General features: G+C 70.2%; 23 protein-coding genes and 2 pseudogenes. 9 read left to right on the top strand and 16 right to left on the bottom strand.

Annotation, left to right across the window (positions count from 1 at the left end):
• Positions 1–5: 5 nt before the first annotated feature.
• Positions 6–389, bottom strand: a complete 384-nt coding sequence (locus ACIRP2_RS35915) for a gas vesicle protein (protein WP_404257863.1) — start codon at positions 387–389, stop codon at positions 6–8.
• A 453-nt stretch (positions 390–842) separates the two neighbouring features.
• Complete coding sequence (locus tag ACIRP2_RS35910; protein ID WP_404257861.1) at positions 843–1,409, bottom strand: GNAT family N-acetyltransferase; 567 nt, start codon at positions 1,407–1,409, stop codon at positions 843–845.
• A 57-nt stretch (positions 1,410–1,466) separates the two neighbouring features.
• Here ACIRP2_RS35910 and ACIRP2_RS35905 point away from each other — a divergent pair, with 57 nt between their 5' ends.
• On the top strand, positions 1,467–2,069 hold the full coding sequence (locus tag ACIRP2_RS35905) for a TetR/AcrR family transcriptional regulator (RefSeq protein ID WP_404257859.1): 603 nt from the start codon (positions 1,467–1,469) through the stop codon (positions 2,067–2,069).
• Positions 2,070–2,259: 190 nt separating this feature from the next.
• Here ACIRP2_RS35905 and ACIRP2_RS35900 read toward each other — a convergent pair whose 3' ends face one another.
• The gene (locus tag ACIRP2_RS35900) at positions 2,260–3,009 is read right to left on the bottom strand and encodes a TioE family transcriptional regulator (protein WP_404257857.1); all 750 of its coding nucleotides are present in this window, start codon (positions 3,007–3,009) and stop codon (positions 2,260–2,262) included.
• Positions 3,010–3,112: 103 nt separating this feature from the next.
• Here ACIRP2_RS35900 and ACIRP2_RS35895 point away from each other — a divergent pair, with 103 nt between their 5' ends.
• Together ACIRP2_RS35895 and ACIRP2_RS35890 are read left to right on the top strand one after the other, a co-directional pair.
• Positions 3,113–3,772: a class I SAM-dependent methyltransferase gene (locus tag ACIRP2_RS35895; RefSeq protein ID WP_404257932.1), complete on the top strand. Its 660-nt coding sequence runs from the start codon at positions 3,113–3,115 to the stop codon at positions 3,770–3,772.
• A 126-nt stretch (positions 3,773–3,898) separates the two neighbouring features.
• A complete protein-coding gene (locus ACIRP2_RS35890) occupies positions 3,899–4,795 on the top strand; it encodes an aminoglycoside phosphotransferase family protein (protein WP_404257855.1) in 897 nt (298 codons plus the stop codon).
• A gap of 54 nt (positions 4,796–4,849) precedes the next feature.
• Here the strand turns inward: ACIRP2_RS35890 and ACIRP2_RS35885 are convergent, their stop codons facing one another.
• Together ACIRP2_RS35885 and ACIRP2_RS35880 are read right to left on the bottom strand one after the other, a co-directional pair.
• Entirely contained in the window at positions 4,850–4,993 is a 144-nt protein-coding gene (locus ACIRP2_RS35885) for a hypothetical protein (protein WP_404257853.1), read from the bottom strand.
• A 148-nt stretch (positions 4,994–5,141) separates the two neighbouring features.
• Complete coding sequence (locus ACIRP2_RS35880; protein WP_404257851.1) at positions 5,142–6,614, bottom strand: ricin-type beta-trefoil lectin domain protein; 1,473 nt, start codon at positions 6,612–6,614, stop codon at positions 5,142–5,144.
• Positions 6,615–6,881: 267 nt separating this feature from the next.
• Here ACIRP2_RS35880 and ACIRP2_RS35875 point away from each other — a divergent pair.
• The 3 genes and pseudogenes from ACIRP2_RS35875 to ACIRP2_RS35865 form a co-directional block, all read left to right on the top strand.
• A pseudogene (locus ACIRP2_RS35875) lies at positions 6,882–7,169 on the top strand (phage tail protein); the annotation flags it as partial.
• 233 nt (positions 7,170–7,402) lie between these two features.
• Positions 7,403–8,176 (top strand): NADase-type glycan-binding domain-containing protein, encoded by a 774-nt coding sequence (locus tag ACIRP2_RS35870; protein ID WP_404257850.1) that lies wholly within the window; start codon positions 7,403–7,405, stop codon positions 8,174–8,176.
• Positions 8,177–8,380: 204 nt separating this feature from the next.
• Positions 8,381–8,839 carry a CBS domain-containing protein gene (locus ACIRP2_RS35865; RefSeq protein WP_404257848.1) on the top strand — a complete coding sequence of 153 codons (459 nt, stop codon included), beginning with the start codon at positions 8,381–8,383 and terminating at the stop codon, positions 8,837–8,839.
• 285 nt (positions 8,840–9,124) lie between these two features.
• On the opposite strand, the gene ACIRP2_RS35860 is transcribed toward ACIRP2_RS35865, so the two are convergent.
• The gene (locus tag ACIRP2_RS35860) at positions 9,125–10,153 is read right to left on the bottom strand and encodes an alpha/beta hydrolase (RefSeq protein ID WP_404257846.1); all 1,029 of its coding nucleotides are present in this window, start codon (positions 10,151–10,153) and stop codon (positions 9,125–9,127) included.
• A 55-nt stretch (positions 10,154–10,208) separates the two neighbouring features.
• Positions 10,209–11,825, bottom strand: coding sequence for a phosphodiester glycosidase family protein (locus ACIRP2_RS35855; protein ID WP_404257844.1), 1,617 nt, complete (start codon positions 11,823–11,825; stop codon positions 10,209–10,211).
• 528 nt (positions 11,826–12,353) lie between these two features.
• Here ACIRP2_RS35855 and ACIRP2_RS35850 point away from each other — a divergent pair.
• Positions 12,354–13,439, top strand: coding sequence for a PP2C family protein-serine/threonine phosphatase (locus ACIRP2_RS35850; RefSeq protein ID WP_404257842.1), 1,086 nt, complete (start codon positions 12,354–12,356; stop codon positions 13,437–13,439).
• A gap of 587 nt (positions 13,440–14,026) precedes the next feature.
• On the opposite strand, the gene ACIRP2_RS35845 is transcribed toward ACIRP2_RS35850, so the two are convergent.
• Positions 14,027–14,452, bottom strand: coding sequence for a hypothetical protein (locus ACIRP2_RS35845; protein WP_404257840.1), 426 nt, complete (start codon positions 14,450–14,452; stop codon positions 14,027–14,029).
• A 344-nt stretch (positions 14,453–14,796) separates the two neighbouring features.
• Positions 14,797–15,336, bottom strand: a complete 540-nt coding sequence (locus ACIRP2_RS35840; protein WP_404257838.1) for a hypothetical protein — start codon at positions 15,334–15,336, stop codon at positions 14,797–14,799.
• Positions 15,337–15,563: 227 nt separating this feature from the next.
• On the opposite strand from ACIRP2_RS35840, the pseudogene ACIRP2_RS35835 reads away from it, so the two are divergent.
• Positions 15,564–15,842, top strand: a pseudogene (locus ACIRP2_RS35835) (isochorismatase family protein); the annotation flags it as partial.
• Positions 15,843–15,968: 126 nt separating this feature from the next.
• Here ACIRP2_RS35835 and ACIRP2_RS35830 read toward each other — a convergent pair.
• The 6 genes from ACIRP2_RS35830 to ACIRP2_RS35805 form a co-directional block, all read right to left on the bottom strand.
• Positions 15,969–16,544, bottom strand: coding sequence for a hypothetical protein (locus tag ACIRP2_RS35830; RefSeq protein WP_404257836.1), 576 nt, complete (start codon positions 16,542–16,544; stop codon positions 15,969–15,971).
• Positions 16,545–16,838: 294 nt separating this feature from the next.
• Positions 16,839–17,486 (bottom strand): nucleotide exchange factor GrpE, encoded by a 648-nt coding sequence (gene grpE, locus ACIRP2_RS35825; RefSeq protein WP_404257834.1) that lies wholly within the window; start codon positions 17,484–17,486, stop codon positions 16,839–16,841.
• Complete coding sequence (gene dnaK / locus ACIRP2_RS35820) at positions 17,483–19,354, bottom strand: molecular chaperone DnaK (RefSeq protein ID WP_404257832.1); 1,872 nt, start codon at positions 19,352–19,354, stop codon at positions 17,483–17,485. Before dnaK ends, grpE begins: the two co-directional genes overlap by 4 nt.
• A 70-nt stretch (positions 19,355–19,424) precedes the next feature.
• Positions 19,425–20,180 carry a type III effector protein gene (locus tag ACIRP2_RS35815; RefSeq protein WP_404257830.1) on the bottom strand — a complete coding sequence of 252 codons (756 nt, stop codon included), beginning with the start codon at positions 20,178–20,180 and terminating at the stop codon, positions 19,425–19,427.
• A gap of 388 nt (positions 20,181–20,568) precedes the next feature.
• Positions 20,569–21,780 (bottom strand): RNA polymerase sigma factor, encoded by a 1,212-nt coding sequence (locus ACIRP2_RS35810; protein WP_404257828.1) that lies wholly within the window; start codon positions 21,778–21,780, stop codon positions 20,569–20,571.
• Entirely contained in the window at positions 21,777–22,148 is a 372-nt protein-coding gene (locus ACIRP2_RS35805) for a YciI family protein (protein ID WP_404257826.1), read from the bottom strand. The genes ACIRP2_RS35810 and ACIRP2_RS35805 overlap by 4 nt, the downstream gene beginning before the upstream one ends.
• A 257-nt stretch (positions 22,149–22,405) precedes the next feature.
• On the opposite strand from ACIRP2_RS35805, the gene ACIRP2_RS35800 reads away from it, so the two are divergent.
• Positions 22,406–23,899, top strand: a complete 1,494-nt coding sequence (locus ACIRP2_RS35800) for an MFS transporter (RefSeq protein ID WP_404257824.1) — start codon at positions 22,406–22,408, stop codon at positions 23,897–23,899.
• A gap of 296 nt (positions 23,900–24,195) precedes the next feature.
• On the opposite strand, the gene ACIRP2_RS35795 is transcribed toward ACIRP2_RS35800, so the two are convergent.
• Positions 24,196–25,161 carry a nitronate monooxygenase gene (locus ACIRP2_RS35795; RefSeq protein ID WP_404257822.1) on the bottom strand — a complete coding sequence of 322 codons (966 nt, stop codon included), beginning with the start codon at positions 25,159–25,161 and terminating at the stop codon, positions 24,196–24,198.
• Positions 25,162–25,177: the final 16 nt, after the last annotated feature.

The following is a 25,177-nucleotide window of genomic DNA, read 5'->3' as shown; positions in this document are numbered from 1 at the left end:
GTGTTTCAGCCGCTCCGGTCGATCTGCCCCCGGGTGTAGCGGCGGGTGCGCTCGTAAGCCACCAACTCACCATCCCTGTCCAAGCTCACCCGGTAGCTCGCCATGACGCTCGTGGTGCCGGGAACACGTTCCAGTTCCAAGACCTCGACGTCCGCCTGCCAGCCGTCCTCGGTCGGCTTCACGGCCGACACGGACTCGGGCGCCCGACCCAGCAGCTCCCGAAGCTGCTCCGCGGCGTACCGCATGGCCTGCGGCGTCGACACCCCACGGGCCGCGCGGTTCGTCCCGCTCGCCCGGCCGCCGTCGCGTGCGTCACCGGACTTCCTGGCGGTCTTCTTGCTGGACGAACGCCGGAGACGCTCCGTCTCGTCTTCTTCGCCTGCGGCCATGTTCCCTCTCCGAAGTCGGAGACGACATGCTGCCCGCGCCACACTCGCGTGACGCCATTACATGATATACGGCCTGATTCATGTCATCCCGGGCTCCAGGGGACGGGGCCCGTGGACACGCTCACCCCTCCCTCCCGAGGGCAACTCACCGTTCACATGGGGACCCGACGCGTCACGGGCGGCCGGCCGTCGGCAGAGTCCCCGCCACACGTTCGGCCGAGGAATCAAGCCGTGCCCGGCCCGGTCCGCGGCGCCCTCATGTCCGAGCACCCGCCACTCAACGCATCCGTCGGCGCACCACCGGCCGTTCGGTCCGAGTACGCCGGACGCCGCCTCGCCGCCATGACACGACCGGTCCGGTCATCGCACAGAGCGCTGCCCGATGACCGGATCCGATCCCGTGGCGGCCTCGCGGGGCGAAGGAGACGTCGCCTTCGGATGGCGACCTCGCTGTCAGCCGTGCGTGACCGACGCGGAGGGAGTGTTCCATTCGTCGCGGAGGACCGACCAGATCTCCTTGTCGTGCCGCGCGCCACGGTACGGATAGCGTTGCCGCAGTACGCCGTCGCGGGTCATGCCGAGCCTTCGCGCGGTTTCGATACTGCGGGTGTTGCCGGCAGCGGCCCACCACTCGACCCGGCTCATACCACGATCATGGAAGGCCCAGTCGATCAGGGCCCGTGAAGCCTTGACCACCAAGCCGCGGCCCTGCCCGGCGGCCTCCAGCCAGCATCCGATCTCACACACCCCGGAGCCGGCGTCGAAGGTGGTGAACATGACACCGCCGACGAGCGTGCCCTCCAGCCAGATGCCGTAGATCCGGGCCGCGTCCTGGGCCTGCTTGTCCGCGTACCGCTGCAGGACCGCCGTGGCGGAGTCGAGGTCGGTACTGAGCGTCGCCCACGGTATCCACGGGTCGACATACGGCCTGGCGCGGTCGATGTGAGCGAGGAACTCCGGCGCCTGCCACGGTTCGAGGGGGCGCAGTTGAGCGTGGTCGTCGAGCGCGAGCGTGAACATGGTTGCCTCATTCCGTCCTGGGTACATAACGAGCGTTCGGTATGTAAGCTAACACGCATGCCACCAGCACGAGGAGACCGGGAAGCCCGCCGAGAAGACGTTTCCGAGGCGGTGTGGAAAGTGCTCGGGGAGAAGGGGTTCAACGGCCTGACGCTGCGTGCCGTCGCCGCCGCCATGGGCGTTTCGACCGGCATGCTCATGCACTACTTCCCCACCAAGCGGGCCCTGGTCATTCACGCCCTGGACATCCTGGAGAAGCGCACCGAGGGGCGTCCGCGCCGTCGGCGGCCCACCGCGGGGCTGGCGGCGCTGCGGGAGGTGCTGCTGGACATCCTGCCGCTCACCGCCGACGACACCGCGCGCAACCGCATCTGGGTGAGTTCGTGGGACCTCGCCCTGGCCGACGAGGAAGTGGGCACGGCACAGGCGGATCGCTACACGCGTATGCGTTCAGCGATCCGTACGCACCTCGAGGACGCTCGCCGCCTGGGGGAAGTGGCCGCCGCCACGGATCTGGAACAACTCGCCGCCGAGACAGTGGCGTTCGTCCACGGCCTCACCGTCCAGGCGCTCTTCGACCCCGGACGGTTTCCCGCAGCGGCGCAGACATCCATGGTCGACGACTTCCTGCGCAGAACCGCGACCGCGCAGGGCGCGTAGCCGCCGGGAGGAGGCAGCGGCGTTCGCGGCGCCGACAGCCGTGTACCGCTCGCCGCCGGACCACTGACGATCCACCATGTCCGGCACGCTCGCTCATGACAGAACCGGTCACCGCGGGGACGCAGCGTCGCGCCCTGGCAGGTGAGCGGATCGGGGAACCGAGGAACTCCGAGCGAAGACGATCGCGGCCTCATCCGCGTCGGCGGAGGTAGGCATCCAACTCGGCGGCCCCGGTCAGCATCGTCCGCCCGCGGGCGGTCAGCCGACCGTGCCAGTCGCACAGTGCGGCCTCCAGCGGCTCCAGCCCACCGGCAGCCCGCACCTGGGCGATCAGCGGGGCGATCTGCTCCAGCAGGTAGCCGCCTCGTCGGAGTTGATGAACCAGTCGGGCATCCCGCGCGTCGGCCTCGTCGTAGACGCGGTACCCGGTCAGCGGGTCGCGGCGCGGGTGCACCAGCCCGGCGCGCTCCCATGTGCGCAACGTCGCGGACCGGATGCCGAGCTTGTCCGCCAACGGCCCGATGAACACGCCGCCGGGCCTGGTCACCGCGGCCGATCCGGACCCCGCACCGGGCTCGGACGCGGCGGTGGGCCCCAGGTCCTCCAGGGCCCGCTCCACGGCCTGGAGGGTCCGGCGGTCGTCGAGCAGTTGGGCATGGCTCTCGTCGATGAGACGGAACGCCTCCTCGGACGCGCCCTGGTTCACGGCCTGCATGATCGACGTCGCTCTCCGGTGCCCGTGGCCGGGCACCAGGGCGAGGAACGCACTCAGGGCGGCCGCGTGCAGTGGCGTATAGGTGCGGTAGCCGTGGGGCGTGCGTCCGGCGGCCGGAAGGATGCCTGCTTCCTCGTAGTTCCTGACCGCCTGGGTGGACAGACCGTGCCGGCGTGCCAGATCAACCGGCCTGAGTCGATCGCCGCTTTGAAGGTTTCGTCCCATGGATCCGACGGTACCGTGGGAAAGTTTCAACTGAAGGTTCACTGATTCCGTTGAAGGTATGGCGACCGGCATCAAGGACGAACACGGCACTAGAGTCGCCCGCATGCCCGATCTCTCCTACCTCGCCGCCGTCCGGGAGTCGTACGACACTGTCGCCTCCGACTACTTCGAACAGGTCAAGCCTCCGGCGGAGCTGGATCCGCTGTCACGAGGGATGCTGAACGTCTTTGCAGAGATGGTGCGAACGGCCGGCCTCGGACCCGTTGCCGACCTGGGATGCGGGCCCGGCAAAGTCACGGCCTACCTTGCCGAGCGGCAAGTGCCTGCCTTCGGCATGGACCTGTCGCCTGCCATGGTCGAGCTGGCCCGTGGTGCCCACCCGGATCTGCGTTTCAGCGTCGGCTCGATGACCTCGCTCCCGATCGAGGACGACAACCTGGGCGGCATCCTCGCGTACTACTCCACCCACCACACCCCACCGGCGCTGCTGCCCGTGGTGTTCGGCGAGTTCCACCGCACTCTCGCGCCAGGCGGCTCTTTGATGCTGGCCGGCCACGTAGGGGGCGGCCAGCATCTACGTCCCACACAGGCATACGGCGGTCGTCCGGTGTCCTACGAGTCCTACCTGCTGCCGCCTGATCGGATTGCCGAACTCCTGAAGCAGGCCGGGCTCGTCCTCACCGCACGTCTGGTGGAGGAGCCCAAGGAAGGGGCTGAGAGGACTTTCGCTACCTTTCTTGCCCATAAGCCCGAACGGTCATGAGGTTCACATCCGTCCGGGGTGGTGAAGCGGCGTCGGTGAAGACGGGCAAACCGAGGTCGACATCACAGCGAGGTGGTCCGGAGATCGAGAGCCGCTCCGCCTGCCGCCTCAGTACTGTGACTTCGCATGACCGACACCGAGATCGAGATCACGGCAGACCTGGTCCGCGACCTGCTGCAGGAGCAACATCCAGACCTTGCGGGGCTGGCCATCCGCGAGGTGGCGGGCGGCTGGGGCAACCAGATGTGGCGCCTCGGGGACGAGTTGGCCGTGCGTATGCAGCGCATGGACCCCACCCCTGAGCTCCAGCTCAACGAGCGGCGGTGGCTACCCGTGCTGGCCCCACGCCTGCCACTTCCGGTGCCGACCCCGGTACGGCTCGGCGAACCGTCCGAGCGCTTCCCCAAGCACTGGACCGTGATGACGTGGGTTCCCGGCGAGCCGCTGGACCACGGCTCGATCAGCCGCGGCGCCCACGCGGCCGACACGCTGGCCGACTTCCTCCGGGCGCTCCACGTGGAGGCGCCCGCCGAGGCTCCGATCGCCACGGACCGCGGTGCCCATCCCAGGAACTGCACGGACGACTTCGAGAACTTCTTCCAGGCCGTTGCCCCCGACGACATCGCTGCCGACGTCCGGGCCGTCTGGGACGACGCCGTTGCGGCCCACGCGTGGGAGGGCCCGCCGGTGTGGGTGCACGGCGACCTCCATCCCGCGAACGTCGTAGTCTCGGACGGAACGCTCTCGGGCATCGTCGACTTCGGTTGCATGTTCGCCGGCGATCCGGCGTGGGACCTCGCCGCCGCATGGGTGCTGCTACCCGCGGGCACGGCCTCACGGTTCTTCGACATGTACGCGCATGCAGACGAGGCGGCGATCCGGCGCGCCCGCGGACTGGCCGCTATGAAGAGCCTCTTCCTGATGCTCATGGGGCAGAACGGAGATCGGGGCCTTCCCGGCGGCAAGCCGAACTGGGGGCCCGCAGGCCGGGCGGCACTCGATCGTGTTCTGAAGGGCGTTTGATGAGGGCCGTGCGGCAGCCCACCTTCGTGGATTCATCCTTCGTGGATTCATCGATCACCACTCGTGGCGCGGCCTCGTCGCTGCTCTGAGCCACAGCTCGAAGTCCCGGACCTCCGCCGAGGTCGCGCGGATCCACTCGACGTCGACCACCCGCAGCCACCGCCACCAGTGCAGCAGGCCGTGGGCGTGGCTGCGCACGCTGCCGGTCCGGTTGTCCCGGGCGATGAAGTCGATCAGGAGCCTGCGGACTCCCGTCCCGTCAGACTTCGGCCGGGCCCGGCCGCAACCGGCCCGGTGGCCGTGCACGTCGCCCTCGACGCAGTCGCAGCCATCACGCGCGGCGGCTTCACCCGCCCCACTGCCAGTACTGTTCGGGCTGCGGCGGCGCGTTGCAGTCGGAGAGGGTCAGCCGGGGGCTGGGGTGGTCCCGAGCGTTCCAACGGGCGGGGAGCTCACGGTCGTCCTGGTACAGGCAGCGGTTGTCGCTGCTCTCGATCCGCCAGGCCGTGCGCTTCCAGGTCGGGCTCTTCCAGGGCACGCGGGTCCATTGCTGGTTCGCGCCTCCGCTGCGGCACGATTCCAGGCCGACCCCCGAGCCGTCGGCCGTCAGGCAGGTGTCAGGCTCGTTCCGGAGCCCGATCGTGCCGTCCCGCCTCATCCCCCATCGCTGCCCGGCGGACCCGTCACACGCGTGGATGCGGACCGTGCGGGACCCGGCCCCCGGTGAACCGCCTGCCGCGTCGAGGCACTGCGCCGGATCCGGACCGGTGAAGTACGTGGTCCGGCCGATGTCCCCGAGGATCTCACCGGGCCGTGGAGAGCGATGGACCTGTTCGTACTGCCGATGGATCCACAGTTTCCAGTCCTCCTTGAGCGATCCCCGATACGGCGGTACGTTCGCGCACCGGCCCGTGACCCGGCACTCACGATTGGCGATGTACCACCGCGCCACCCGCTCCTTCTCCGCTGCCTGTCCGGGAGTGAGGTTCGCCTTCCTCGCCGACATCGTGTACGCGAGGTACGACGTGACGGGAACGCCGAGGGCGTAGCCCACCTTTCTGAAGTACCGGGCTCCGATGCCGTGGTCGCTGTGGTCGACACCACCGCCGAGACCGAACGCGAACGACGCGTTGTCGTGATCCATGGTCAGAACGCGTTCCGCACGGCTGCTCCTGACCAGGCCGGAGAGTGTCGCGAGCAGCCGTTCCTCGCTGTAGCCCACGCCGCCCAGGAACCCGTAGACGCTCTTCCTCCTTCCGTCGAAGAGCTTGAGCACGCTGTTCGCGTCCTGGCCCTGCGGAAGTCCGTCGTGGAGATCGAGGAAGGTCAGCCGGACGTCGGCACCGCGGGCTCGGCCGTCGAGCAGGAACGACCGGACCCGGACGTCGCCGACCTGCAGATCGGACTGGTTCCAGGCATCGGTCGCCCCCGCCATCGCCGCATAGGCCGCCCGCACCCCGTACTCCCTGCGGTCCACGTACTCCAGTGCCTTGACGCGATCGGCGATGGCATCGTCCCCCGCGGTCAGATAGACGGTGTGGAGCGGACATTTCTCCCGGATGGTCCGCATGATCTCCGGGTTCATGAAGAACAGGTCGTCGTCGGGATGTGCCACGCCCACCAGGGTGCGACGGCATCGGGACGGGTCCTCCTGCTCCTTCTGCGCCGTGGCCGCCGGACCGGGGCCGGAGGGCGGGGCCGGTTCGGAGGAGCATCCGGAGCCCGACAGGGCACAGAGTGCCACGGCCACGGCCAGTGCGCGGTACGTGGGTCGCGGGCGGCGGCGACTCCCCCCGACCGTCGACGGTCTGGTGCCCATCCATGGCCTCCTCCCGCACCGCGTGCACCTCCAGCGGATGATCACCGCACAGGGCGCGCGGAACCAACCGACGCGCCGCGAGGCACACCCGGTCGGCGGTCGGACACGACCCGCGGAGCGCCCGGAGGAGTGTCCAGGAGCTCGTGTGCTGCGAGCGGCCGGACCTGACGCCGCACGGCTGTAGCCCCGTCCCGTCGGTACCGTTCCCGCACCACTCGTCCCCCGGGTCGGAGCGGAGCCGTTCCCCGGCGGCAGTCCCGGGGCACGGCTCTCGCTCGGTGGCGCGGCACCCGACGCGGCCTGGGCGAACATCTCCGGCTCTGCTTCGGCGTCCACGCCGACATCCGGGACGGCGGCGGCGTCGCCTGGTCGTCCGGGCCCGGCACCGCACTGCCCCCGGCTCCCGCCGGTGAACTGCTGGTCCGGGTCCGGGCGGTGGACGGGGGGCCGGTGGACGCGAGCCGCGTCCTGGACGTCGTGGCGGCCTCGTGCCCCGTACATCTCACGTGCCGGGTGGAGATCCTGCCGGGCCCGCCAGAAGAGACAGGAGGCTGACGCGATGCGTTCATGTCCGGCGTGCGGTTCGGCCAACCGCGAGGACGACGACTTCTGCGGGAACTGCGGTTCCTGTCTGGGCTGGTCCTCCCAGGCGGCGCGAAACCCGTCGGCCACCAAAGAATCTGACGAATCATCAGGCGACTCGGGACCGGCAGCCGGACCGACGACCGGCACCCCGGAGCCGCCCGCCCACCCCCGTACGGCCGGAACCATCGGCGCAGGACACGCCCGTGGTCGCGGTGCGGCCGGCCGAACCGATCGCACGGCGCCCCGTCGTCAGGCCCGTGACGGCCGAGGAGGAGCCGGACGGGCCGCCGTGCCCGGCGTGCGGCACCCCGAATCTGCCGGGACGCCGGTTCTGTCGGCGCTGCGCCGCACTGCTGCAGACGCGGGAGCAGCCGAAGCCGCTGCCCTGGTGGCGCACGGTGTGGCCGTTCCGCCGCCGGGTTCGCACCGGATCCGGCCGGGTGCTGCGGCGGACCCTGCTGGCGCTGGCAGTCGTGGGGCTGCTGTTCACGGGCTTCCTGCTCCTGCCGGCCGGCCGCTATGCCTACGAGGACGTGCGGGACAAGCTCGGCGGAACTGCGGAGATCAGCCCGGCCGAGGCCACGGCGAGTTCCCGGGCTCCCGGACATCCGGCGACCGCGGCCGTCGACGGACTGACCAACACGTACTGGGGGGCGCCCACGCTCGGCTCGTCACTGACCTGCACCTTCGACAAGCCGTTCCGACTGGTCGGCGTCGTGGTGCACACCGGTGTGTCGAAGGAGCCCCGGGAGTTCCGGCAGGGGGCGAGGCCGACGCGGGCCGATCTGGTCGTCACCACGTCGGACGGAGAGGTCCACGAGAAGGCGGTGACGTTCGCCGACAAGCCGGGCCCCCAGACGGTGCGGACCGGCATCAGCGATGTCGTCTCCGTCCGGCTCGTTCTGCGGGCCGCGGCCGGCCGGGGCGAGGGTCGGCCGATCGCGATCGGGGAGGTCGAGTTCTTCAAGCGAACCTGATTCGCCCCGAACCGCGACGGCGTCCGTGCCGCGTGCCGGCCGCTTCCCATATGCCCGCGTCCGGCCGCACGCATCCGGTCCGGTCGGGTGCGACGCTCGGGATCCCCGTCTCGCGAACGCCTCCGGGGAGCGGTGTTGAGCCGTTCGTGTTGTGATCGATGACGAAAGGGAAAGGAAAAGCTCTGTCGGGAACGGGAGGAAGTCATGGCTGAGAAGCTGCGAGCGCGAGACATCATGTCCGGCGGCGTGCAATGCGTCGGCGCGCACCAGTCGCTGTTCGACGTGGCGAAGATGATGCGCGACCTGAACGTCGGTTGCCTGCCCATCTGCGGCGACAACAACAAGCTCACAGGCCTGATCACCGACCGTGACATCATCGTCAAGTGCTGTGCCGAGGGCATCGACCCGGCAACCGTGCAGGCTGGATCACTCAATGCCAAAGTGCACTGGATCGATGCCGAGGCGGACGCCACCGATGTCCTGACAACCATGGAGGAACACCAGATCAAGCGCTTGCCGGTGATCGACGTCCAGGGTGGCCACCGTCTGATCGGCATGATCACGGAGGCCGATCTCGCGAAGAATCTGAGCGACGAGCAGATCGCCGAGTTCGCGAGCCGCGTGTACGCGGTTGCCGGGGTGTCCGGTCAGTCCGCAGGCTGAAGCCGGTCGAATCCGTCGCCGAACCCCTCGAAGGGCCCGGCCGGGTCCGCGGTGGGTGCTGCCCGGCGCGAGGGAGGCGCTTGCACACGCAGCCGAGAACTCTGAACTGCCCACCGCACCGGTCGTCAGCACCTCGCGGAGTATCTTCATCGGTCGCCGGCTCCTCGGCGGCACATCCTCAAGACGCCTTCCGGGCGGTGGGAGAACTGCCGGGCCGAAGAGGCCGGCGGCACCGATGACGCGGGGCACGCGATCTTGGGCCGGAGGATCTGGCCCAAGGAGCATTCAGCCATCGACCCTCAGCGCGTGGAGGAGCATCGGCAGCGAGGCGTGCAACTCGCGCTGCCAATAAGCCCAGCCGTGGGTCCCCGGTCCGTAGAAGTGAGTGGTGACGTGCTTGGCGCCCCTGCGTTCGAGCTCGCTCGCAAGGGCCTGGTTCTGCCTGTTGAAGTCCGCTTCGAGCGCGCTCGTCGTGCCCGGCGGGTCCAGGGGGCCGGTGGTGCCGTCGCCGCACGACAGGTGGACGGGGATCGACGTGAGTCGCTTGGCCAGGTGGAACGGGTCGTGGGACGCCCAGATGTCACGCTGTGCGACCGGGTCGCCCCAGACCCTCAGCGGGTCGTTGCCCTGACCGGCGAAGAACCCCATGATGCGGTCCACCGATTCGTCGTTCAGGAGCGGGTGCACGGAGCCCGAGTACGCCGCGGCCGCCTTGAACATCCCGGGGTGGCGGGCGGCGTACAGCAGAGCACCCTGGCCACCCATCGAAAGCCCCGCCACGACACGGTTGCTGCTCGCCCCCCAGCCGTGCTCGAGGAGGAGGCGCAGTTCCTTGGTGTGGAAGGTCTCCCACGCGGGGTCACCGCCCCGGCCGTGGTTCCACCAGTCGCTGTACCAGCCGTTCCATCCGGCCTCCGGCATGACCACGAGAACATCGCGCAGGCTGTCGGTTCGTGCGATGTCGGTCCGGCCGGTCCACGATGTGTAGTCCCCGCAGCAACCGTGCAGCAGCCAGAGCGTCGGCCAGTGCCGGCCCCGGTCGCCCGGGTCCCAGCCGTCCGGCGTGAGCAGACGTACGTTCACCGTCCGGCCACCCAGGGCCGATGAGCGGACCGACAGGTCGACCTGCCGCTCGGCAACCTGGGTGACCGCGACGACCTCGGCGCCTCCGGACGGCGCGCCGGACCGGCCCGTCTCCCGTGCGGCCGACACGGTCGGCGCGGTGGCGTGCGCCGGTGCGGTCGATGCCAGGGCGAGCAGCAGCGCGGCGAGGACGAGCAGAAGACGGAATCGGCGGATCGGGACGGCGGTCATGACGGCTCCCGGAGGTCGGTGGTCACTGGCAGGGGCGTGGGCGGGCCGGGCCGGGTCAACCCCGGTCCGGCAGGATCAGCAGTGCGTCCCCGACGGGGCGTTCGCCGGCCGCGTCGGACGGGGCGTTGATCACTTCCCCGTCGACCACCATGGTGGTCGACCCGCCGCCGTCGAGATTGACCGCGTCGCGCAGGCCGAGTGCTCGGGCGACGGCGGCGCTCTCGGGGATGCTCAGCCCGAGCGCTTCCGTGCTGCGTCCGTCGGCGGTGACGAGCACGGTCCTGCCCGCGGCGTCCACTCCGGCCAGCGTGCGTGGGTTGCGCTTGTGCATCCAGCCGTAGGAGAAGCTCGCGTTGCCGGGCTGCACCATCCCGTCGGTGGCAGGTGTGACGTGGGGCCGTCCGTCGCGGACCAGTTCGGGGCCACCGTTGAGGATGCTGGTCACCGGTGACGGGGAGATCCTGCGGCCGCCGCCGTCCCGCAACGTCCCCTCGATGTGCAGCGGCCGGCCGACCCGCGCCAGGGCGGCCAGTTCGGCGACGCGGGTGCCGGTCGCCTGCACGGAACTGCCGTCGGCCGGCAGCGGTCCGCCGCGCGGTGAGCGCAGTTCGAGGACTCGCCCGCGGCTGTCCAGTACGGCCTCGAGGCCGTCGCCCTGCGGCGTCCGCCGTCCGTAGTCGGGCGTGAAGGCGACGAGTTCGTCGTGGTCGGTGCAGGTCACGTCATGCAGGGGCAGCGATGTCGGAGCGTCGTCGGCCGTGCCGCCGCAGTTCCTGATCAGGCCCGGCACGCGGTCGACACCGTCCAGGGGCAGCGACGCCTCCCGGCCGACGACCCGTCCCTTCCAGGTGAGCCGGGCGACCTCGCTGTGCCGGCCGGAGTCGCGTATCACCAGGCCGGGGCGCCCGTTCACCGGCTCGCTCAGCAACCGGCCGTCGTAGACGCCGATGCCGGCCGGGTCGCCCGGTGCTCCGGCGCTCGGGTCGAGGACGAAGAACCCGGCGTTGACCGCTGCGGTCGCACCGGCAGCGGCCGCCAGTTCGCTGGTCCTCTCGCGGTTCTCCAGATCGGGTCCGTACGACGCCGTGAGCCTGCCGCGGAACCGGTCCGGGTCGATGGTGAGCACGTCTATCCGCCACGGGCCGCGGTCGTCGGGGTTGCCGTCCCAGCCGGTGTACACGACGGAACCCGTGTACCCGGCCCCCTTCAGCCGAGTGCGCTCGGCCGTACCGGCGGACTGCGAGGCGAACCGTCCGACCCGCACCCGCCATCCGAGCGTTCCACCGGCGTAGTCGGCGACCGCCGGAGTCGTGACCTCCTCGACCCTCGCTTCGAAGCCGTCCGCCCGCGCATCGGCGGCCAGTTCGTCGGCGCTCGCCCGGTCCTTCAACGCCGACGGCGGCGCGTCGGGGTCGGGCGAGCCGGCGCCGCCGGGTATGGAGACCTCGATCGTCCACGCGAGCGCCGGGGCGTCGGCACCGCGCACGATCCGAGTGAGGGTGACACCGGGCTGCAGCGTCCGCGTGCTGCGGGTCTCGGTCAGGTCGACGGCTCCCAGCGGCAGGGCGTGCGTGGGCCCGGGTCGCGGCTCGGAGGAAGCGGGCGCCGGCAGGGCACCCACCACGGCGAGGAGGGCCAGGACCGTACACGCCCCGAGCAACTTACGGTTCACATACCCCCCTTGTGCAGCACGGCCCGGCAACGGTGCGTGCGGCAGCACCCACCAGTCAAGACGTGTGCACGTCAATCTCCTCGGCGGTTCGTGCCGGGACCGCACAACCGCCCGCGATCGGACACGCCACGGCGCGGCGCGTCGACACTTGTGCGCAACACGCGAAGCGACCCACCGAGGCCGTACGGGGTGGTGAAACGGGCGACACGACGGGCCGTCGTCGCTGCTCGCCGACCGCACCGTTCTGACATGCCATGGGCTGGAGCAATGACCGCCCCGAAGCCTCGCGGCGCAGCAGGATGGATGTCTGGACCACCTCTTGTGTCAGGAGTTCCGCGTGTACGGGCTGCGTGAGTGGAGCCGCCGGGAGCACCGCCCGCGTTCGGGCCAGGCAGCGGCCCTGTGCTTCGGCGGGGCCGCGTCCGTGCTCGCGCCGCTCGTCGCGCGCCGGAGGGCGCAGTGAGGTGGCCAGGTCGCCCCGGGGCGGCGAGCGGCCCGGCGAAGCGGCCCGACGGCGAGGGCCCTTCGGTGCCTGCCGCGCCGGCATGGATGCGCTGGCTGCCCGCTTTCTACGTCGCGGGTATCCTCGCGATCGAACCCCTCACGCCCGTGCAGTGGCCCGTGAGCTTCCTGCTCATCGCCCTCCCCGTGATCGCCGCCTTCGCCCACGGCCCCGCTGCCGTCGCTGCCATCACGGTGTTCGCGATCGTCTTCGAAGGGATCCTGGCCGGAACCCCGTGCTGCGCGGGCCGCCCGGTGAGCTACGTGTGGGACCGCCACTACGTGACCGCCTATGTGTGCACCGCTCTGGTCGGCGTCCTCGGTACCATCCTGGCCGCCCACCGTGTGCGCCGGGAACGTACCCTCGCCACCGTGCGTTTCGTGGCCGAGATCGCGCAGCGTGTCCTGCTCAGCCCGGTTCCCCACCGCATCGGCCCCATTCAGGTGGAGACCCTGTACCTCTCCGCCGTCGCGGAAGCACGCATCGGCGGTGATCTGTACGAGGCCGTCCCCACCACGTACGGACTCCGCCTCGTCATCGGCGACGTACGGGGTAAGGGCCTCCTTGCCGTGGAGACGGCCGCCACCCTCCTCGGCGCCTTTCGTGAGGCCGCCCACGACGAACCCGACCTCGCAGCCGTTGCCCGCCGGGCGGAGCGGAGCATGAACCGCAGGGCCGCCCGCCTGGCCGGGAGCGACATGGGCGAGCGCTTCGTCACCGCTGTCTTCGCGGAGATCCCCCGCCGCCACGTGGTCCGCATCGTCAACTGCGGCCACCCCCCGCCCCTGCTCATCCGCGCCGACAGCGTCACCGAGCTGGAGGCGGGCGACCCCGCACCACCCCTCAATCTGGGCATGCTCGTCACGGATACCTACCGGATCGACGAGTACCCCTTCGGTCCCGGCGACCAGTTGCTGCTCTACACCGACGGCGTCACCGAAGCACGCAATGCCGACGGCGTCTTCTACCCCCTCCGGCAGCGTGTCCTCTCCTGGGGCCCCCTTCCGCCCCGGGAACTCCTCGACCGCCTCCACCACGATCTCCTCGACTACAGCCACAACCGCCTCCACGACGACACCGCAGCCCTCGCTGTCCTCCATCTGCCCGACTGAGGGCCGTCCCGCCATCCCTGGCGGTTCAGCTCGCGGCGTCCGGTGCGGTGCGTCGCGAGGCGGGCGATCGCCCTCGTGCCGCACGCCGCGGGCCGGTGACCCTCTCCGGCCACAGCACCAGGGGCTTCCGTCCGGATCGGGCCGGACGGGCGAGCGGGGCAGGACCTCACGGTCGCCTTGTCCCGACGGGGCGTTCCACGCGTGATGGGGAGAGGGTTACTGGCCCGAGGGCTGCCGGGCGCGGCTCCGGCGGTCGTAGGCCGCGCGGGCCGCCGCCCGCAACCGCACGTAGAAAGGGGTTGTCCTGGCTGGTCTGCCACATGTGCAGATAGATCAGCATCTGGTTGAGCACGGTGTCGTACTCGACCAGGGTGCCGGACGCGTCTCCGGCCGCCGTATGACGGCGCGCGTCTCATCAGGTAGTCCCCGGTCCTCACGGAGCGCACCGAGCTTCCGGACGAAGTCGCCCATCATCGCGTGGAACCGGTCCGTGGGGATGGCCCGGGCCGCCTTCTGCGCCTCACCGGCCGACATGCGGATGTCGAGATCCGGGTTCTTCCCCTCGCTCATCATCTTGTCGAGTTCGGTCAGCAGGTCCCGGAAGACTCGGGGTCCAGTTGCCCTTTCGCCGCCTCGGCCTGCTGGCCGAGCTGCTGGGCACCCTCGACGCGCGATCCTCCTCCGGCCTTGTGGGCGGTGTAGTCGCCGCACGCCTTGACGATGTCCTTGAGGGCCAGCAACCAGGCGCCCTGCTCGGTGTCCGGCAGGGCGTAGAAGGCCTTGAGTGCCTCGTCCACCGTGGTGATCTCGGAACGACCGCGCGGCCCGAAGGTCGACGTGCTCTGCTTGAACTCGCCCACGGTCATCATCCGGGACACCGTGACCAGCTGCGACACGGCCGTGTTGCCCATGGTGCTCTGCAGTTCCGCGAGGCCGTGCGGGCCCTGGCTGTTGCGAACGGGGGACGCGGGCAGCGTGCGGTGTGTCTGCCCAGGGCTCTCGTGGATACGCATGGCGACACGCTAGGTGGGCGCAGGCACGGGCCCCAGGGACAGGAGGGCACGGTGGGGGCAGCCTCCTGTGCCCCCACGGCACTTGCAGTCGGGGCGCCGCGACGAAGGCGGACCACGCGGGGCCGAGAGGATGGTCGCGGGCCGGCGGTGTGACGAGTCGTGCTCGACCACGGTGCCGTTCTCCGGCGGCCCTGTGTCGAGGCGCGTCCGTTCAACGACGCCCGGGAGCCCCGCGATCGGAGCCTGCGGCAGCGTCACGTACGGCCGTCACGTCCCACGCCTCGTCCGCCCGGTCACGGACAAGGTGTGGGATCGGCCCGGGAAAACGCATGCGGCGACCTCGGTCAGGTGCCGGAGACCTTGGTGCAGACCAGGGTGCCGTGCGCGGTGACGCCCGCCGCGGCGGCAGCATCGGTGGAGCCGAGTTCGGTGCCCGCCAACGTCACCGTCCAGGTGCCGTTCTCCTTCGCCGCGGACACGCCGTCGGCACCCACCCGGACGAACGTGTGCTTGTCCGGGGTGACCAGCGTGGCCATGGTCTGCGCGCCGATGTTCGCGCTGAACGAGGGCTGCGAGGGCGCCTGGTCGTCGGCCGGGTCCGGTGAAATCACCGCGACCAGCTTGCCGTTGAGCGTGGCGCACGCCACGCTGCTCGTCACGTCGAAGCCGCCCTTGCGCTCACCGGTGTAGTCCAGGCGGCCGTGGACCTTGCCGGCGTCGGCGGTCCGCCCCCCGGCCGTGGACCCGGACGCATCGCCGGATCCGGCTGCCGTCGTACGAGTCGTCGGGGACGCCGAGTCGCCGGAGGACGAGCATCCACCGAGTGCGGCGACCACCACTGCGGGCAGAATCCCGGCAACGAGAAGCCTTGTGTGGCGCGGCATATTCCCCCCCCGTTTTCACAACATGTCGCGTGCTGCGGAAGGCTACACGACGTACGAGCGGCGCGGAGCCGTTCGCGATGCCGGGGGCCTGCCCGGGCAGTGGGACGTCATCGCCGTCCACCCGCCATGTCCAACCCGCGCGCCCGCCGCGCCGAAACCTGATGCGGCCGCGATGCGATGCCGTCGAGGCGGACCACGACAACGCGTCGTCCGGCAGTGCCGGCCCGAGTCCCCCCGCGTTCCACGACGCCGACCTCGGCACGCACGTTTCGGACCGCCAGGTCGTCATCGCCGGCTGGATGACGCACATGTGCGTCGCGTCCACCACGCAAGGCGTCTTCCTGCGCGGAATCCGCCCGACGATCGTCGCCGACGCCACCGCGACCCGGTCCCTTCCCGTGGCCGGCGTCGACCTCGATGCCGACCAGGTGCATCTCAGCGCCCTCGCCACCATCGCCGACCTGTACGGGGTCGTCGTTCCCTCACAGAGGGAGATCGTCGGATGAGGCTGCCGCGTCCAGCCGTCGCACTGGGTGTCGTCACCGTTCTCACCGTCACCGCGACGGCGTGCGGCGGCATGCGGCGGCAACTCCGAGGCAACCCCGCGCAACGGTCCCCCGATGAATCGCCTCTCATGAACCCCCTCCCGGAGGGGGCGCGACAAGGTCGATCAGCTTCCTGATGAGCTCGACCCCCTGTCGGGCCACGGCACGAGGGAACTCCAGACGGGCGACCTCGCCACTGTCCACTCCGATGTCGAATCGCGATGCCTTCATCAAACCGGTCGGCGGTGCCGGCTTCGTGACCCATTGGATCCGCGCGAGCGGTATGTCGTGGAGCACCTTCGTCGGCCGCGCCGTGGGGAAGCCGCCCAGCTTGTAGACGATCAGCCGACCGGTCGTCAGGGCGAGGAAGTTCCGTTCCGCGACCGGCAGATCGGGGCCGGCCGTGCGGTCAAGGGCGGCGTCACGCTGCTTGTTGAGGGTCTTGGCCATGGACGCCGAGGTGATCAGACCGCCGAGATTCCCCGTGGCGCCACCCAGGACGTCCCCGGCCGTCCTGGTCATGATCTGCTGCACCTTGCCGGCCCGGTAGGCTCCCACCACGGCCAGGACGCGCTCGTCCTCGGCACGGTTGAGCGCGAGGTGCTTCCTGACATGCGCCTCGTACGACGGCTTCACCGTGGACCCGGCGCCATCCCTGCTCATCGATCCTCCTGCAACACAGTCGCGGCCATTCCGTGCTGCACCTTATCGATGGCCTTCCCACGAGGCAGCCGTCGCGCTCGATTCCCGTTCGCCGGTTGAACTCGTGGTGTCGCAGGGGCTGATGACTCCCGCTCCCTGCGGTGTCACCGAGGCGTGCGGTCCACAGGGCGTCGGGGTGAGCGCCGGGCGTCGGCGGTACCGGGGGAAGTCACGGATTCCGGCGGACGAGCAGTGCCGCCGTGTGCCGGGACGCGGGACTCGCGCCGTACGGGTCTCGCGGCTCGGCCCGCGCGGCTATTCGGCGGGGGCGAGCCCCGTCACCGCTACCTGGGCCGGTCTCAGGAGGTGGTCGCCGACCCGGTAGCCGTACCGCAACACCTCGGCGCACACGTTCTGTGCCGCACCGGAGGCGTCGTAGGTGATCGCTTCATGCGTGTGGGGATCGAAGGGGTCACCCGCCGCGCCGACAGTCCGCAGGCCCAGGGCCGCCAGTCGAGCCTCGAGCACGTCGGAGAGGACTGCCGCCGCGCCGTGATCGTCGCCCTGCCGGTGGATCTCTTCCAGGACATCCAGGACCGGAAGCAGGCCGGTGAGGACGTTGACCACCGCGATCTCCCGTATCGCCAGCCGGTCGCGGCGTACCCGCTTGCGGTAGTTGTCGTACTCGGCCTGCACCCGCTGCAGGTCCGCGGTCAGCTCCGCGATGCGCTCGGGCAGCCGCGCGGCCTCCGCACGGTCGGTCCGGCCGACGCCCGGATGTGCCGTACTCGCGCCGTCCGCACCGGTCCTGGCCGAACCCGCCCTGGCCGGATCGGTCCGGGTCGGACCGGAGGCGTCCGGGCATCGTCCGTCCCGGAGGGTGACCGGAGTGATCCTGCGCGGGTCGCACACCACCACGGGCGACCGATCGCCGTGATGCTCCGAGTGAGGGTTCTTGCTCATCCGGTACCTCCCTTCCGGTCGTCGTCGACGATCTCCGCGTCGACGACCTCCTCGTCACCGGTGCCCGTGCCATCGGGCGTCCCACCGGCGGCGGTGCCGTCCCCGGCGGTTCCGCCGCCCTGGGCCTGCGCGTACAGGGCGGTACCGATCTTCTGCGCCGCGGCCGCCGCCTTCTCCGTGGCGGAACGGATCTCGGCGGTGTCCTCGCCCTTGAGCTTCTCCTTCAGCTCGGCCAGAGCCGATTCGGTCTCGGTACGCACATCAGGCGGGATCTTGTCGGCGTTGTCCCGCAGCAGCGTCTCGGTCTGGTAGACCAGGGTCTCCGCCCGGTTGCGGGTCTCGGCGGCCTCCTTGCGCCGCTGGTCCTCCTCCGCGTGCTGCTCGGCCTCGCGCACCATGCGGTCGATGTCGTCCTTCGGCAGCGAGGAGCCACCGGTGACGGTCATCTTCTGCTCCTTGCCGGTGCCGAGGTCCTTGGCGGCGACGTGCATGATGCCGTTCGCGTCGATGTCGAACGCGACCTCGATCTGCGGGACGCCACGCGGGGCCGGCGGCAGGCCGGTCAGCTCGAACATCCCGAGCTTCTTGTTGTACGCCGCGATCTCGCGCTCGCCCTGGAAGACCTGGATCTGCACCGACGGCTGGTTGTCCTCGGCCGTTGTGAAGATCTCGGAACGCCTGGTCGGGATCGTGGTGTTGCGCTCGATGAGCTTCGTCATGATGCCGCCCTTGGTCTCGATACCCAGGGACAACGGGGTGACGTCGAGCAGCAGCACGTCCTTGACCTCGCCCTTGAGGACACCGGCCTGAAGCGCGGCACCGATGGCGACGACCTCGTCCGGGTTCACACCCTTGTGCGGATCCTTGCCGGTCAGCTCCCTCACCAACTCGGTCACCGCCGGCATCCGCGTCGAGCCGCCGACCAGAATCACGTGGTCGATGTCCGCCACCTTGATCCCGGCGTCCTTGACCGCGTTGTGGAACGGCCCCTTGCACCGCTCCAGCAGTGGTGCCGTGAGCTGTTCGAACTGTGCACGGGTGAGTTTCTCGTCCAGATGCAGCGGGCCCTCGGCCGAAGCCGAGATGTAGGGCAGGTTGATCGTGGTCTCGGTCGCGGCCGACAACTCGATCTTCGCCTTCTCCGCAGCCTCCCGAAGACGTTGCAACGCCATCTTGTCCTTGGACAGGTCCACGCCGTAGCCGTTCTTGAACTGCTTCACCAGGTGGTCGACGACCTGCTGGTCCCAGTCGTCACCACCGAGATGCGTGTCACCGTTGGTCGCCTTCACCTCCACCAGGCCCTCGCCGATCTCCAGCAGCGACACATCGAACGTGCCGCCACCGAGGTCGAAGACGAGGATCGTCTGGTCGTTCTCCTTGTCCAGGCCGTAGGCCAGCGCCGCGGACGTGGGCTCGTTGATGATCCGCAGCACGTTCAGGCCCGCGATCCGGCCCGCCTCCTTGGTCGCGGTGCGCTGAGCGTCGTTGAAGTAGGCCGGGACGGTGATCACCGCGTCCGTGACGTCCTCCCCGAGATGCGCCTCGGCGTCCCGCTTCAGCTTCTGCAGCACCCGGGCGGAGATCTCCTGCGCGGTGTACCGCTTGCCGTCGATGTCACCGGACTCGGGGAAACGCCATTGGGTGTCCCCCATGTGCCGCTTCACCGACCGCGCGGTGCGCTCGACGTTCGTCACCGCCTGCCGCTTGGCGACCTCGCCGACCAGCACCTCACCGTTCTTCGCGAAGGCGACCACCGATGGAGTGGTCCGCGTGCCCTCGGTGTTCGTGATGACCGTCGGCTCGCCGGCTTCGAGCACGGACACCACGGAGTTCGTCGTTCCCAGGTCAATGCCCACTGCCCGCGTCATCACTGCCTCCCTCATGTCTTTCACGGACGGACCTGAACAAGCCGTTGAAACGAGTGGTCTGCCTGCTGCTTCACCTCCCGGGCCCGGCCGTCGGACGTTCCGGCCGCGATGTCCCCGGCCCACCGCTCACTGCGCGAGGACTTCCGTGGCTGCGCAGATTCTCGGCCTGCCGGACGACGCGTTCCACGCGCTCGGCGAGATCGCGGTGCCCCTCCAGGTACGAGCACACCTCGGCAAGCGGCGCGACGAGACGGACGGGGTCCCCTCCGTCGAGAGCGATGCCGAGTTCGGCCACGGTGGCGTGAGCCGACTCCGGGAGATCATCGAGAGAGATGACGTCTCCGGCCAGGATGCGCAGGTCCGCCGCGTTGCCCCGCACCCAGGTCGTGACGGCGCGGTCGGCGGCCCGGCGATCGCGGGCGGCCTGTATCCGTTGTTCCCCGGTGGTGCCCAGGTGACCTGTGCACAGTCGCAGGTATCGGCGCTCGGCCGCCTGGCGGCTGCTGACGCCCAGCGGATGAGCGATATCGGCCCAGCTGGCCCCTGCTCCACGCGCCGCTTCGATCAGCGCCGGTTCCCACACCGCCAATCGCCGGCATATGTCACGCAACAGGCGGAGGGCGTCCAGCGCCTCTCCCGGCCCTGCCGCGTCACCGGTGATCTCCGCTCCGCCGGGTGCGCCGGCTCGGCGGACAGCGGCTTCCACCGCGCCCAGCGCCTGCGTGGCGGCGGCGAAGGAGACCGGCGGACCGGGGAGGTCCGGCGTCTTCGAGGCTGTTCCGGTCGCGGACAACCCACCAGGTGAAATGCGTGTCATCATTCGCATGACATCCCACTTGTCATCCTTTGGATGACATTTTACAACCGGACCGAGAGGGGATGTTCAGCACCAGAAGCCCCGAAAACACCCGAAGGCGACTGGCCACGCCGATGCAGGGCGGTGCGTCCCGTGGGTCCGATCGGCAGGCCCATCGGTTCCTGGGGCTGCAGGCACCTCCTGCGCGGCGGCCGCAGCCTCCACCACGGTCCGGTCGGCGCCGCCCGGCCCGGCCGCGCGGGCGTCTTCGGCACCTCGTGCCGCACGACGGGCGACTCACGGGTCCGCTCGGCGGTCTGCCTCGCCCCGGACGTCCGCCGCCGGAACTGCTCGGCGCGCCGCTGACGTTCGGGGACGGAACGCCGGTGCGCCCGGTCGTCGTCCTCCGGCAACTGCGTCAGGTTCTCACCCGGCCGGCCCGGGACTCCAGGTAGCGCTGCTCGGCGAGGCTGGCGGTGGACTTCGCGGCGCGCCGGTAGTGCTCGTACGCCCCGGCCGTGTCGCCGGTCCGCTCCAGCAGATGCGCCCTTACGGACAGCAGCCGGTGATGCCCGGCCATCCGCCCGTCACTGTCCAATGTGGCCAGCAGGGCCAGCCCGGCCGGCGGGCCCGCGGTCTCGGCGAGTGCGATCGCCCGGTTGAGGGTGACCATCGGGTTGGGCGCGATCCGTTCCAGGATCAGATAAAGGGCGTGCACCTGCGGCCAGTCGGTCTCCTCGGCGGTGGCCGCGTCGGCGTGCGTGGCGGCGATGGCGGCCTGCAGCTGGTAAGGCCCCAGCGCCGGGCCGGCCAGCGACGCCTTGACCAGCTCTGTGCCCTCGTCGATCAGCCCGCGGTCCCACTTCGTACGATCCTGCTCGTCCAGTGGCACCAGGTCGCCGTCCGCCGTCGTACGCGCCTTCCGGCGGGCGTGGGTCAGCAGCATCAGCGCGAGCAGCCCGGTCACCTCGGCGTCCGCGGGCAGTTGCGCGTGCACCATCCTGGCCAGCCGGATCGCCTCGTGCGCGAGGTCGGCACGGAGCAGTTCGCTGCCCGAAGAAGCCGTATAGCCCTCGTTGAAGATCAGGTAGAGCACGTGCAGGACGACCCTCAGCCGCTCTTCGCGTTCCGTGCCGTCCGGCAGGCTGAACGAACTGCCTGCGGCCTTGATGCGCTGCTTGGCGCGGCTGATCCTGGCCGCCATCGTGGGCTCCGGCACCAGGAACGCACGGGCGATCTCGGCGGTCGTCAGACCGCCGACCGTGCGCAGCGTCAGGGCGGTCTGGGAGGCCGCGGTCAGCGTCGGATGGCAGCACAGGAACAGCAGGACGAGCGTGTCGTCGGTGTCCGGTACGTCCTCGGGCACCACTTCGGCGGCCATCGCCGACTCCCGCTCGCGGCGCGCGTGGTCGCTGCGCATCTGGTCGATCAGGCGCCGGGACGCGACGGTCACCAGCCAGCCGCGCGGGTTGTTCGGCACACCCTCGGCCGGCCACTGCTCGGTGGCGGCGAGGACGGCCTCCTGCACGGCGTCCTCGCACCCTTCGAACTGGCCGTTCCGACGTACCAACACACCGAGGACCTGCGGCGTGAGTTCACGCAGCAGGTCCTCGGCGGCTCGTGCTGTCATGCCTCCAATTGTCCATCAGCGAACATCACCTGTCGCACCTCGACCCCCAGGCCCTCGATCGCGGCGTCCGGGATCTGCGATGCCAGCTCGATCGCCCGCTCCCTGTTCTCGCAGTCGATCAGGTAGAAACCGCCCAGAAACTCCTTGGACTCCAGAAAGGGTCCGTCGGTCACCACCGGCTGGCCGTTGCGTACGGACACCACAGCGGCCTGCGACGGATCGACCAGCGCCTGCGTGGTGATCAGCTCGCCGGACTGCTTCAGCGCCTCGATGAACTTGCCGTGACCGTCGCCGATCGCCCCCTTCTCCTCGTCGGTCAACGCGTCCAGCACGGCCGGGTTGATGTGCAGGCCGATCAGGAACTTCATCTGGTACTCCTTGTGGTTCGCGAGCCCCGGCGGGGCTCTTCGACCGGTTGGTCGGAGCCGCCGACGCCGTCTTGACATCCCCCACCGAAAAGTTCGCACCAGTTTTTCACCGTCGCATCGCCCGGACCGTGAGGTCGTCACTTCCGCGGGTGCCCCACCGAACCGGGCACATGGAATGTCCGGCCGTACCGATGTCAAGAAGCTCTCGACCGCTCCGACCAACCGGCGAAACGTCGAGAGAACAGGGAGTTTCGGAAATGCGAGTCAACCGGGCGTGGCTGGGGCTGGTCGTCCTCATGCTGCCGACACTGCTCGTCGCCATGGACGCGACGGCATTGCTCCTGGCGCTCCCACGGCTGAGCGCCGACCTGGGGGCGGACAACGTCGAGCAGTTGTGGATCAGCGACAGCTACGGATTCATGGTGGCCGGGCTGGTCATCACGATGGGTACGCTCGGCGACCGGATCGGGCGCCGACGGCTGCTGATGATCGGCGGAGCGGCGTTCGCGGTGCTGTCGCTCGTGGCCGCCTTCGCGGTCGATCCACTGATGCTGATCGTCGCGCGTGCGTTGCTGGGCGTCGCCGGCGCGACCCTGGCGCCGTCCACACTCGCCCTGATCACCAACATGTTCCGCGACGAAGGGCAGCGCGGGAAGGCGATCGCGATCTGGGCGACCTGCCAGTTCACCGGCGGCGCGCTCGGACCCGTACTGGCCGGATTCCTGCTCCAGTACTTCTGGTGGGGCTCGGTGTTCCTGTTCGCCGTGCCGGCGATGGCGTTGCTGCTGCTCGCAGGGCCGGTCCTGCTTCCGGAGTTCCGCAGCGACCAGGCCGGCCGACTGGACCTGGGCAGCGTCGGGCTGTCGCTCGTGGCGGTGCTTCCGATGATCTACGGCATCAAGCAGCTGACCGTGGAGGGCGCGCCAGTCGTGGCGACGACGGCTCTCGCCATCGGCGCCGCCTTCGGAATCCTGTTCGTACGCCGCCAACTGCGGCTGGAGACCCCGCTCCTCGACCTGCGGCTGCTGCGCAACCGCCCGTTCACGGCCGTACCCGTGGCGCTGGTCTTCGCCGGCATCGCCATGGCCGGTACGGGTCTGCTGGTGACCCAGTATCTGCAGAGCGTGCTGGGCCACTCGCCGGTCGCGTCGGCGGTGCTGTTCGCGCCCATGGGCCTGGGTGTGGCGGTCGGCACCATGGCCGCGCCGGCGCTGGCTCGGCGGATGAAGCGGACGACCGCGATCGCCGGCGGGCTCGTGGGGTCGGCGCTGGGCAGCCTGCTGCTGGTCGGCGTCGACGGTGCGAGCGCTCTGCCGCTGGTGATGACCGGCATCGCCGTGCTGGCGCTGGGTACCGGCCCGCTGTTCGCGCTCGGCACCGAACTGGTCGTCGGGTCCGTACCACCGGAACGCGCCGGCTCGGCGGCGTCGATGTCGGAGACCGGCAACTACTTCGGCGGTTCCCTCGGGTTCGCGCTGCTCGGTGTGGTGGCCGCGGTGGTCTACCGCGGCCGGATGAACGGAACGTCCGACTCACTGGCCGGCGCGGTCGCCGCCAGCCGAGATCTTCCCGCCGACAGGGGCGCTGAACTGCTGCGCACGGCGCGGGAGGCGTTCACCGCCGGCTTGCACGTCACCGGCGTCGTCGCCGCGGTCCTCTTCGTCGGGCTGGCCGTGATGATCCTGGCCATGCGACCGGAGAAACGGACCATCCCGGCCGTACTCCCCGAGTACGAGGCGACTCGCTCATAGAGTTCCGCCGAGCCGCGTCGTGGCTGTCATGTCCGAACGCGGCACTCCATCGTCACCTGCACGCGTGACGGGCCCGGCCGACACCCGACCGGTCCTGTGACGAACAGCGATCACGAGGCGGACCCGGATACGGAAGGCGGGCCGCCTCGGCCGCTGTCGTCCGACGAAGCGGCAGGATCCTCGCCGACGGCCCCGCCCCGATTCCCGGACGGTCCTGCGGGGTCGGCCGGCTCCGGCCTGCCATGGACAACCGGCCACGGAAGTGACCAGAAGTCGGCGCTCCTGGGGTGGTGCAGTCAGTGCCTTCCTGCTCGGGCGAGGGCGTTGTCGGCCTGGGCGGCCAGTGCGGCGACCAGATCGGCTGCGGGTGGCAGGTCGTTGACGAGGTCGACGCCCTCGCCGGCCCACACCGGCAACGGGGGCACAGCACCGCGTGCCACATCGGCCTGATAGGCATGTCGGGCACGGGCGTCCGCGGCGAGTTCGTCCTCCCTGCCACGCCAGCGGTCGAGGTAGGGATGGCCGAGGGTGCGAGCCGTGTACTTCGTCGTCGACCATCGGGCTCCCCGGGCGATGTCGAGGACACCATTGCGTTCTGTGTCCTCCCCCCGCCCGCGGATGATCGTCTCGGCGATCGAGGGATCGACCAGGGCCTCCGCCGTGGCCTGGAAACGGGTGCCGATGAGCGCCCCGGCGGCCCCCAGCGCCAAGGCGGCGGCCACGCCACGGCCGTCGGCGATGCCACCGGCCGCCAGCACCGGCACCGGTGCCGCCAGGTCCACCACAACGGGCACGAACGGAAGCGTGGCCCTCCCGTGCCGAGCCCCGTGCCCACCGCTCTCGCCGCCCTGCGCCACGATGACGTCGGCCCCCAGATCCACCGCCCGCCGGGCCTCTTCCAGATCGGTGACCTGAACGATCACCGAAGCACCGGCCGCACGGATCCGCTCGACGAACGGGGTCGGATCCCCGAATGACAGCGTGACAGCCGCGGGGCCGTACTCCAGCGCCTGCTCGACTGCTTCGACGCCGACTGCCCAGCTCAGGAACCCGACTCCCCACGGCTTCCCGCCCCCGGCCACGATCGCCAGCTCGCGGTCCAGCCAGTCCCGGTCGTTTCCGTACCCGCCGCCCAGCAATCCCAGCCCGCCTCCACGGGAGACAGCCGCAGCCAGAGCTCCGCCGGCCGAGCCGCCCATGGGCGCCGACACAATCGGATGCTGCACACCGAACAACTTCGTGAACGCCGTCGACAATGCCATGCCCTCATTGTGGTCG

Source organism: Streptomyces sp. NPDC101194, assembly GCF_044767885.1.
Classification (GTDB): Bacteria; Actinomycetota; Actinomycetes; order Streptomycetales; family Streptomycetaceae; genus Streptomyces.
Note: the sequence above shows the minus strand (reverse complement) of the source record. Positions and strands in the feature narration are given on the sequence as shown.

What these genes read in the sequence shown, in the direction of transcription:
- ACIRP2_RS35810 (WP_404257828.1), bottom strand. Translation starts at nt 21,780, where the DNA reads ATGACAGCACGAGCCGCCGAGGACCTGCTGCGTGAACTCACGCCGCAG.
- grpE (WP_404257834.1), bottom strand. Translation starts at nt 17,486, where the DNA reads ATGAGCAAGAACCCTCACTCGGAGCATCACGGCGATCGGTCGCCCGTG.
- ACIRP2_RS35890 (WP_404257855.1), top strand. Translation starts at nt 3,899, where the DNA reads ATGACCGACACCGAGATCGAGATCACGGCAGACCTGGTCCGCGACCTG.
- ACIRP2_RS35830 (WP_404257836.1), bottom strand. Translation starts at nt 16,544, where the DNA reads ATGAGCAGGGATGGCGCCGGGTCCACGGTGAAGCCGTCGTACGAGGCG.
- ACIRP2_RS35800 (WP_404257824.1), top strand. Translation starts at nt 22,406, where the DNA reads ATGCGAGTCAACCGGGCGTGGCTGGGGCTGGTCGTCCTCATGCTGCCG.
- ACIRP2_RS35900 (WP_404257857.1), bottom strand. Translation starts at nt 3,009, where the DNA reads ATGGGACGAAACCTTCAAAGCGGCGATCGACTCAGGCCGGTTGATCTG.
- ACIRP2_RS35860 (WP_404257846.1), bottom strand. Translation starts at nt 10,153, where the DNA reads ATGACCGCCGTCCCGATCCGCCGATTCCGTCTTCTGCTCGTCCTCGCC.
- dnaK (WP_404257832.1), bottom strand. Translation starts at nt 19,354, where the DNA reads ATGACGCGGGCAGTGGGCATTGACCTGGGAACGACGAACTCCGTGGTG.
- ACIRP2_RS35795 (WP_404257822.1), bottom strand. Translation starts at nt 25,161, where the DNA reads ATGGCATTGTCGACGGCGTTCACGAAGTTGTTCGGTGTGCAGCATCCG.
- ACIRP2_RS35865 (WP_404257848.1), top strand. Translation starts at nt 8,381, where the DNA reads ATGGCTGAGAAGCTGCGAGCGCGAGACATCATGTCCGGCGGCGTGCAA.
- ACIRP2_RS35805 (WP_404257826.1), bottom strand. Translation starts at nt 22,148, where the DNA reads ATGAAGTTCCTGATCGGCCTGCACATCAACCCGGCCGTGCTGGACGCG.
- ACIRP2_RS35815 (WP_404257830.1), bottom strand. Translation starts at nt 20,180, where the DNA reads ATGCGAATGATGACACGCATTTCACCTGGTGGGTTGTCCGCGACCGGA.
- ACIRP2_RS35895 (WP_404257932.1), top strand. Translation starts at nt 3,113, where the DNA reads ATGCCCGATCTCTCCTACCTCGCCGCCGTCCGGGAGTCGTACGACACT.
- ACIRP2_RS35880 (WP_404257851.1), bottom strand. Translation starts at nt 6,614, where the DNA reads ATGGGCACCAGACCGTCGACGGTCGGGGGGAGTCGCCGCCGCCCGCGA.
- ACIRP2_RS35905 (WP_404257859.1), top strand. Translation starts at nt 1,467, where the DNA reads ATGCCACCAGCACGAGGAGACCGGGAAGCCCGCCGAGAAGACGTTTCC.
- ACIRP2_RS35910 (WP_404257861.1), bottom strand. Translation starts at nt 1,409, where the DNA reads ATGTTCACGCTCGCGCTCGACGACCACGCTCAACTGCGCCCCCTCGAA.
- ACIRP2_RS35840 (WP_404257838.1), bottom strand. Translation starts at nt 15,336, where the DNA reads ATGCCGCGCCACACAAGGCTTCTCGTTGCCGGGATTCTGCCCGCAGTG.
- ACIRP2_RS35845 (WP_404257840.1), bottom strand. Translation starts at nt 14,452, where the DNA reads ATGCGTATCCACGAGAGCCCTGGGCAGACACACCGCACGCTGCCCGCG.
- ACIRP2_RS35915 (WP_404257863.1), bottom strand. Translation starts at nt 389, where the DNA reads ATGGCCGCAGGCGAAGAAGACGAGACGGAGCGTCTCCGGCGTTCGTCC.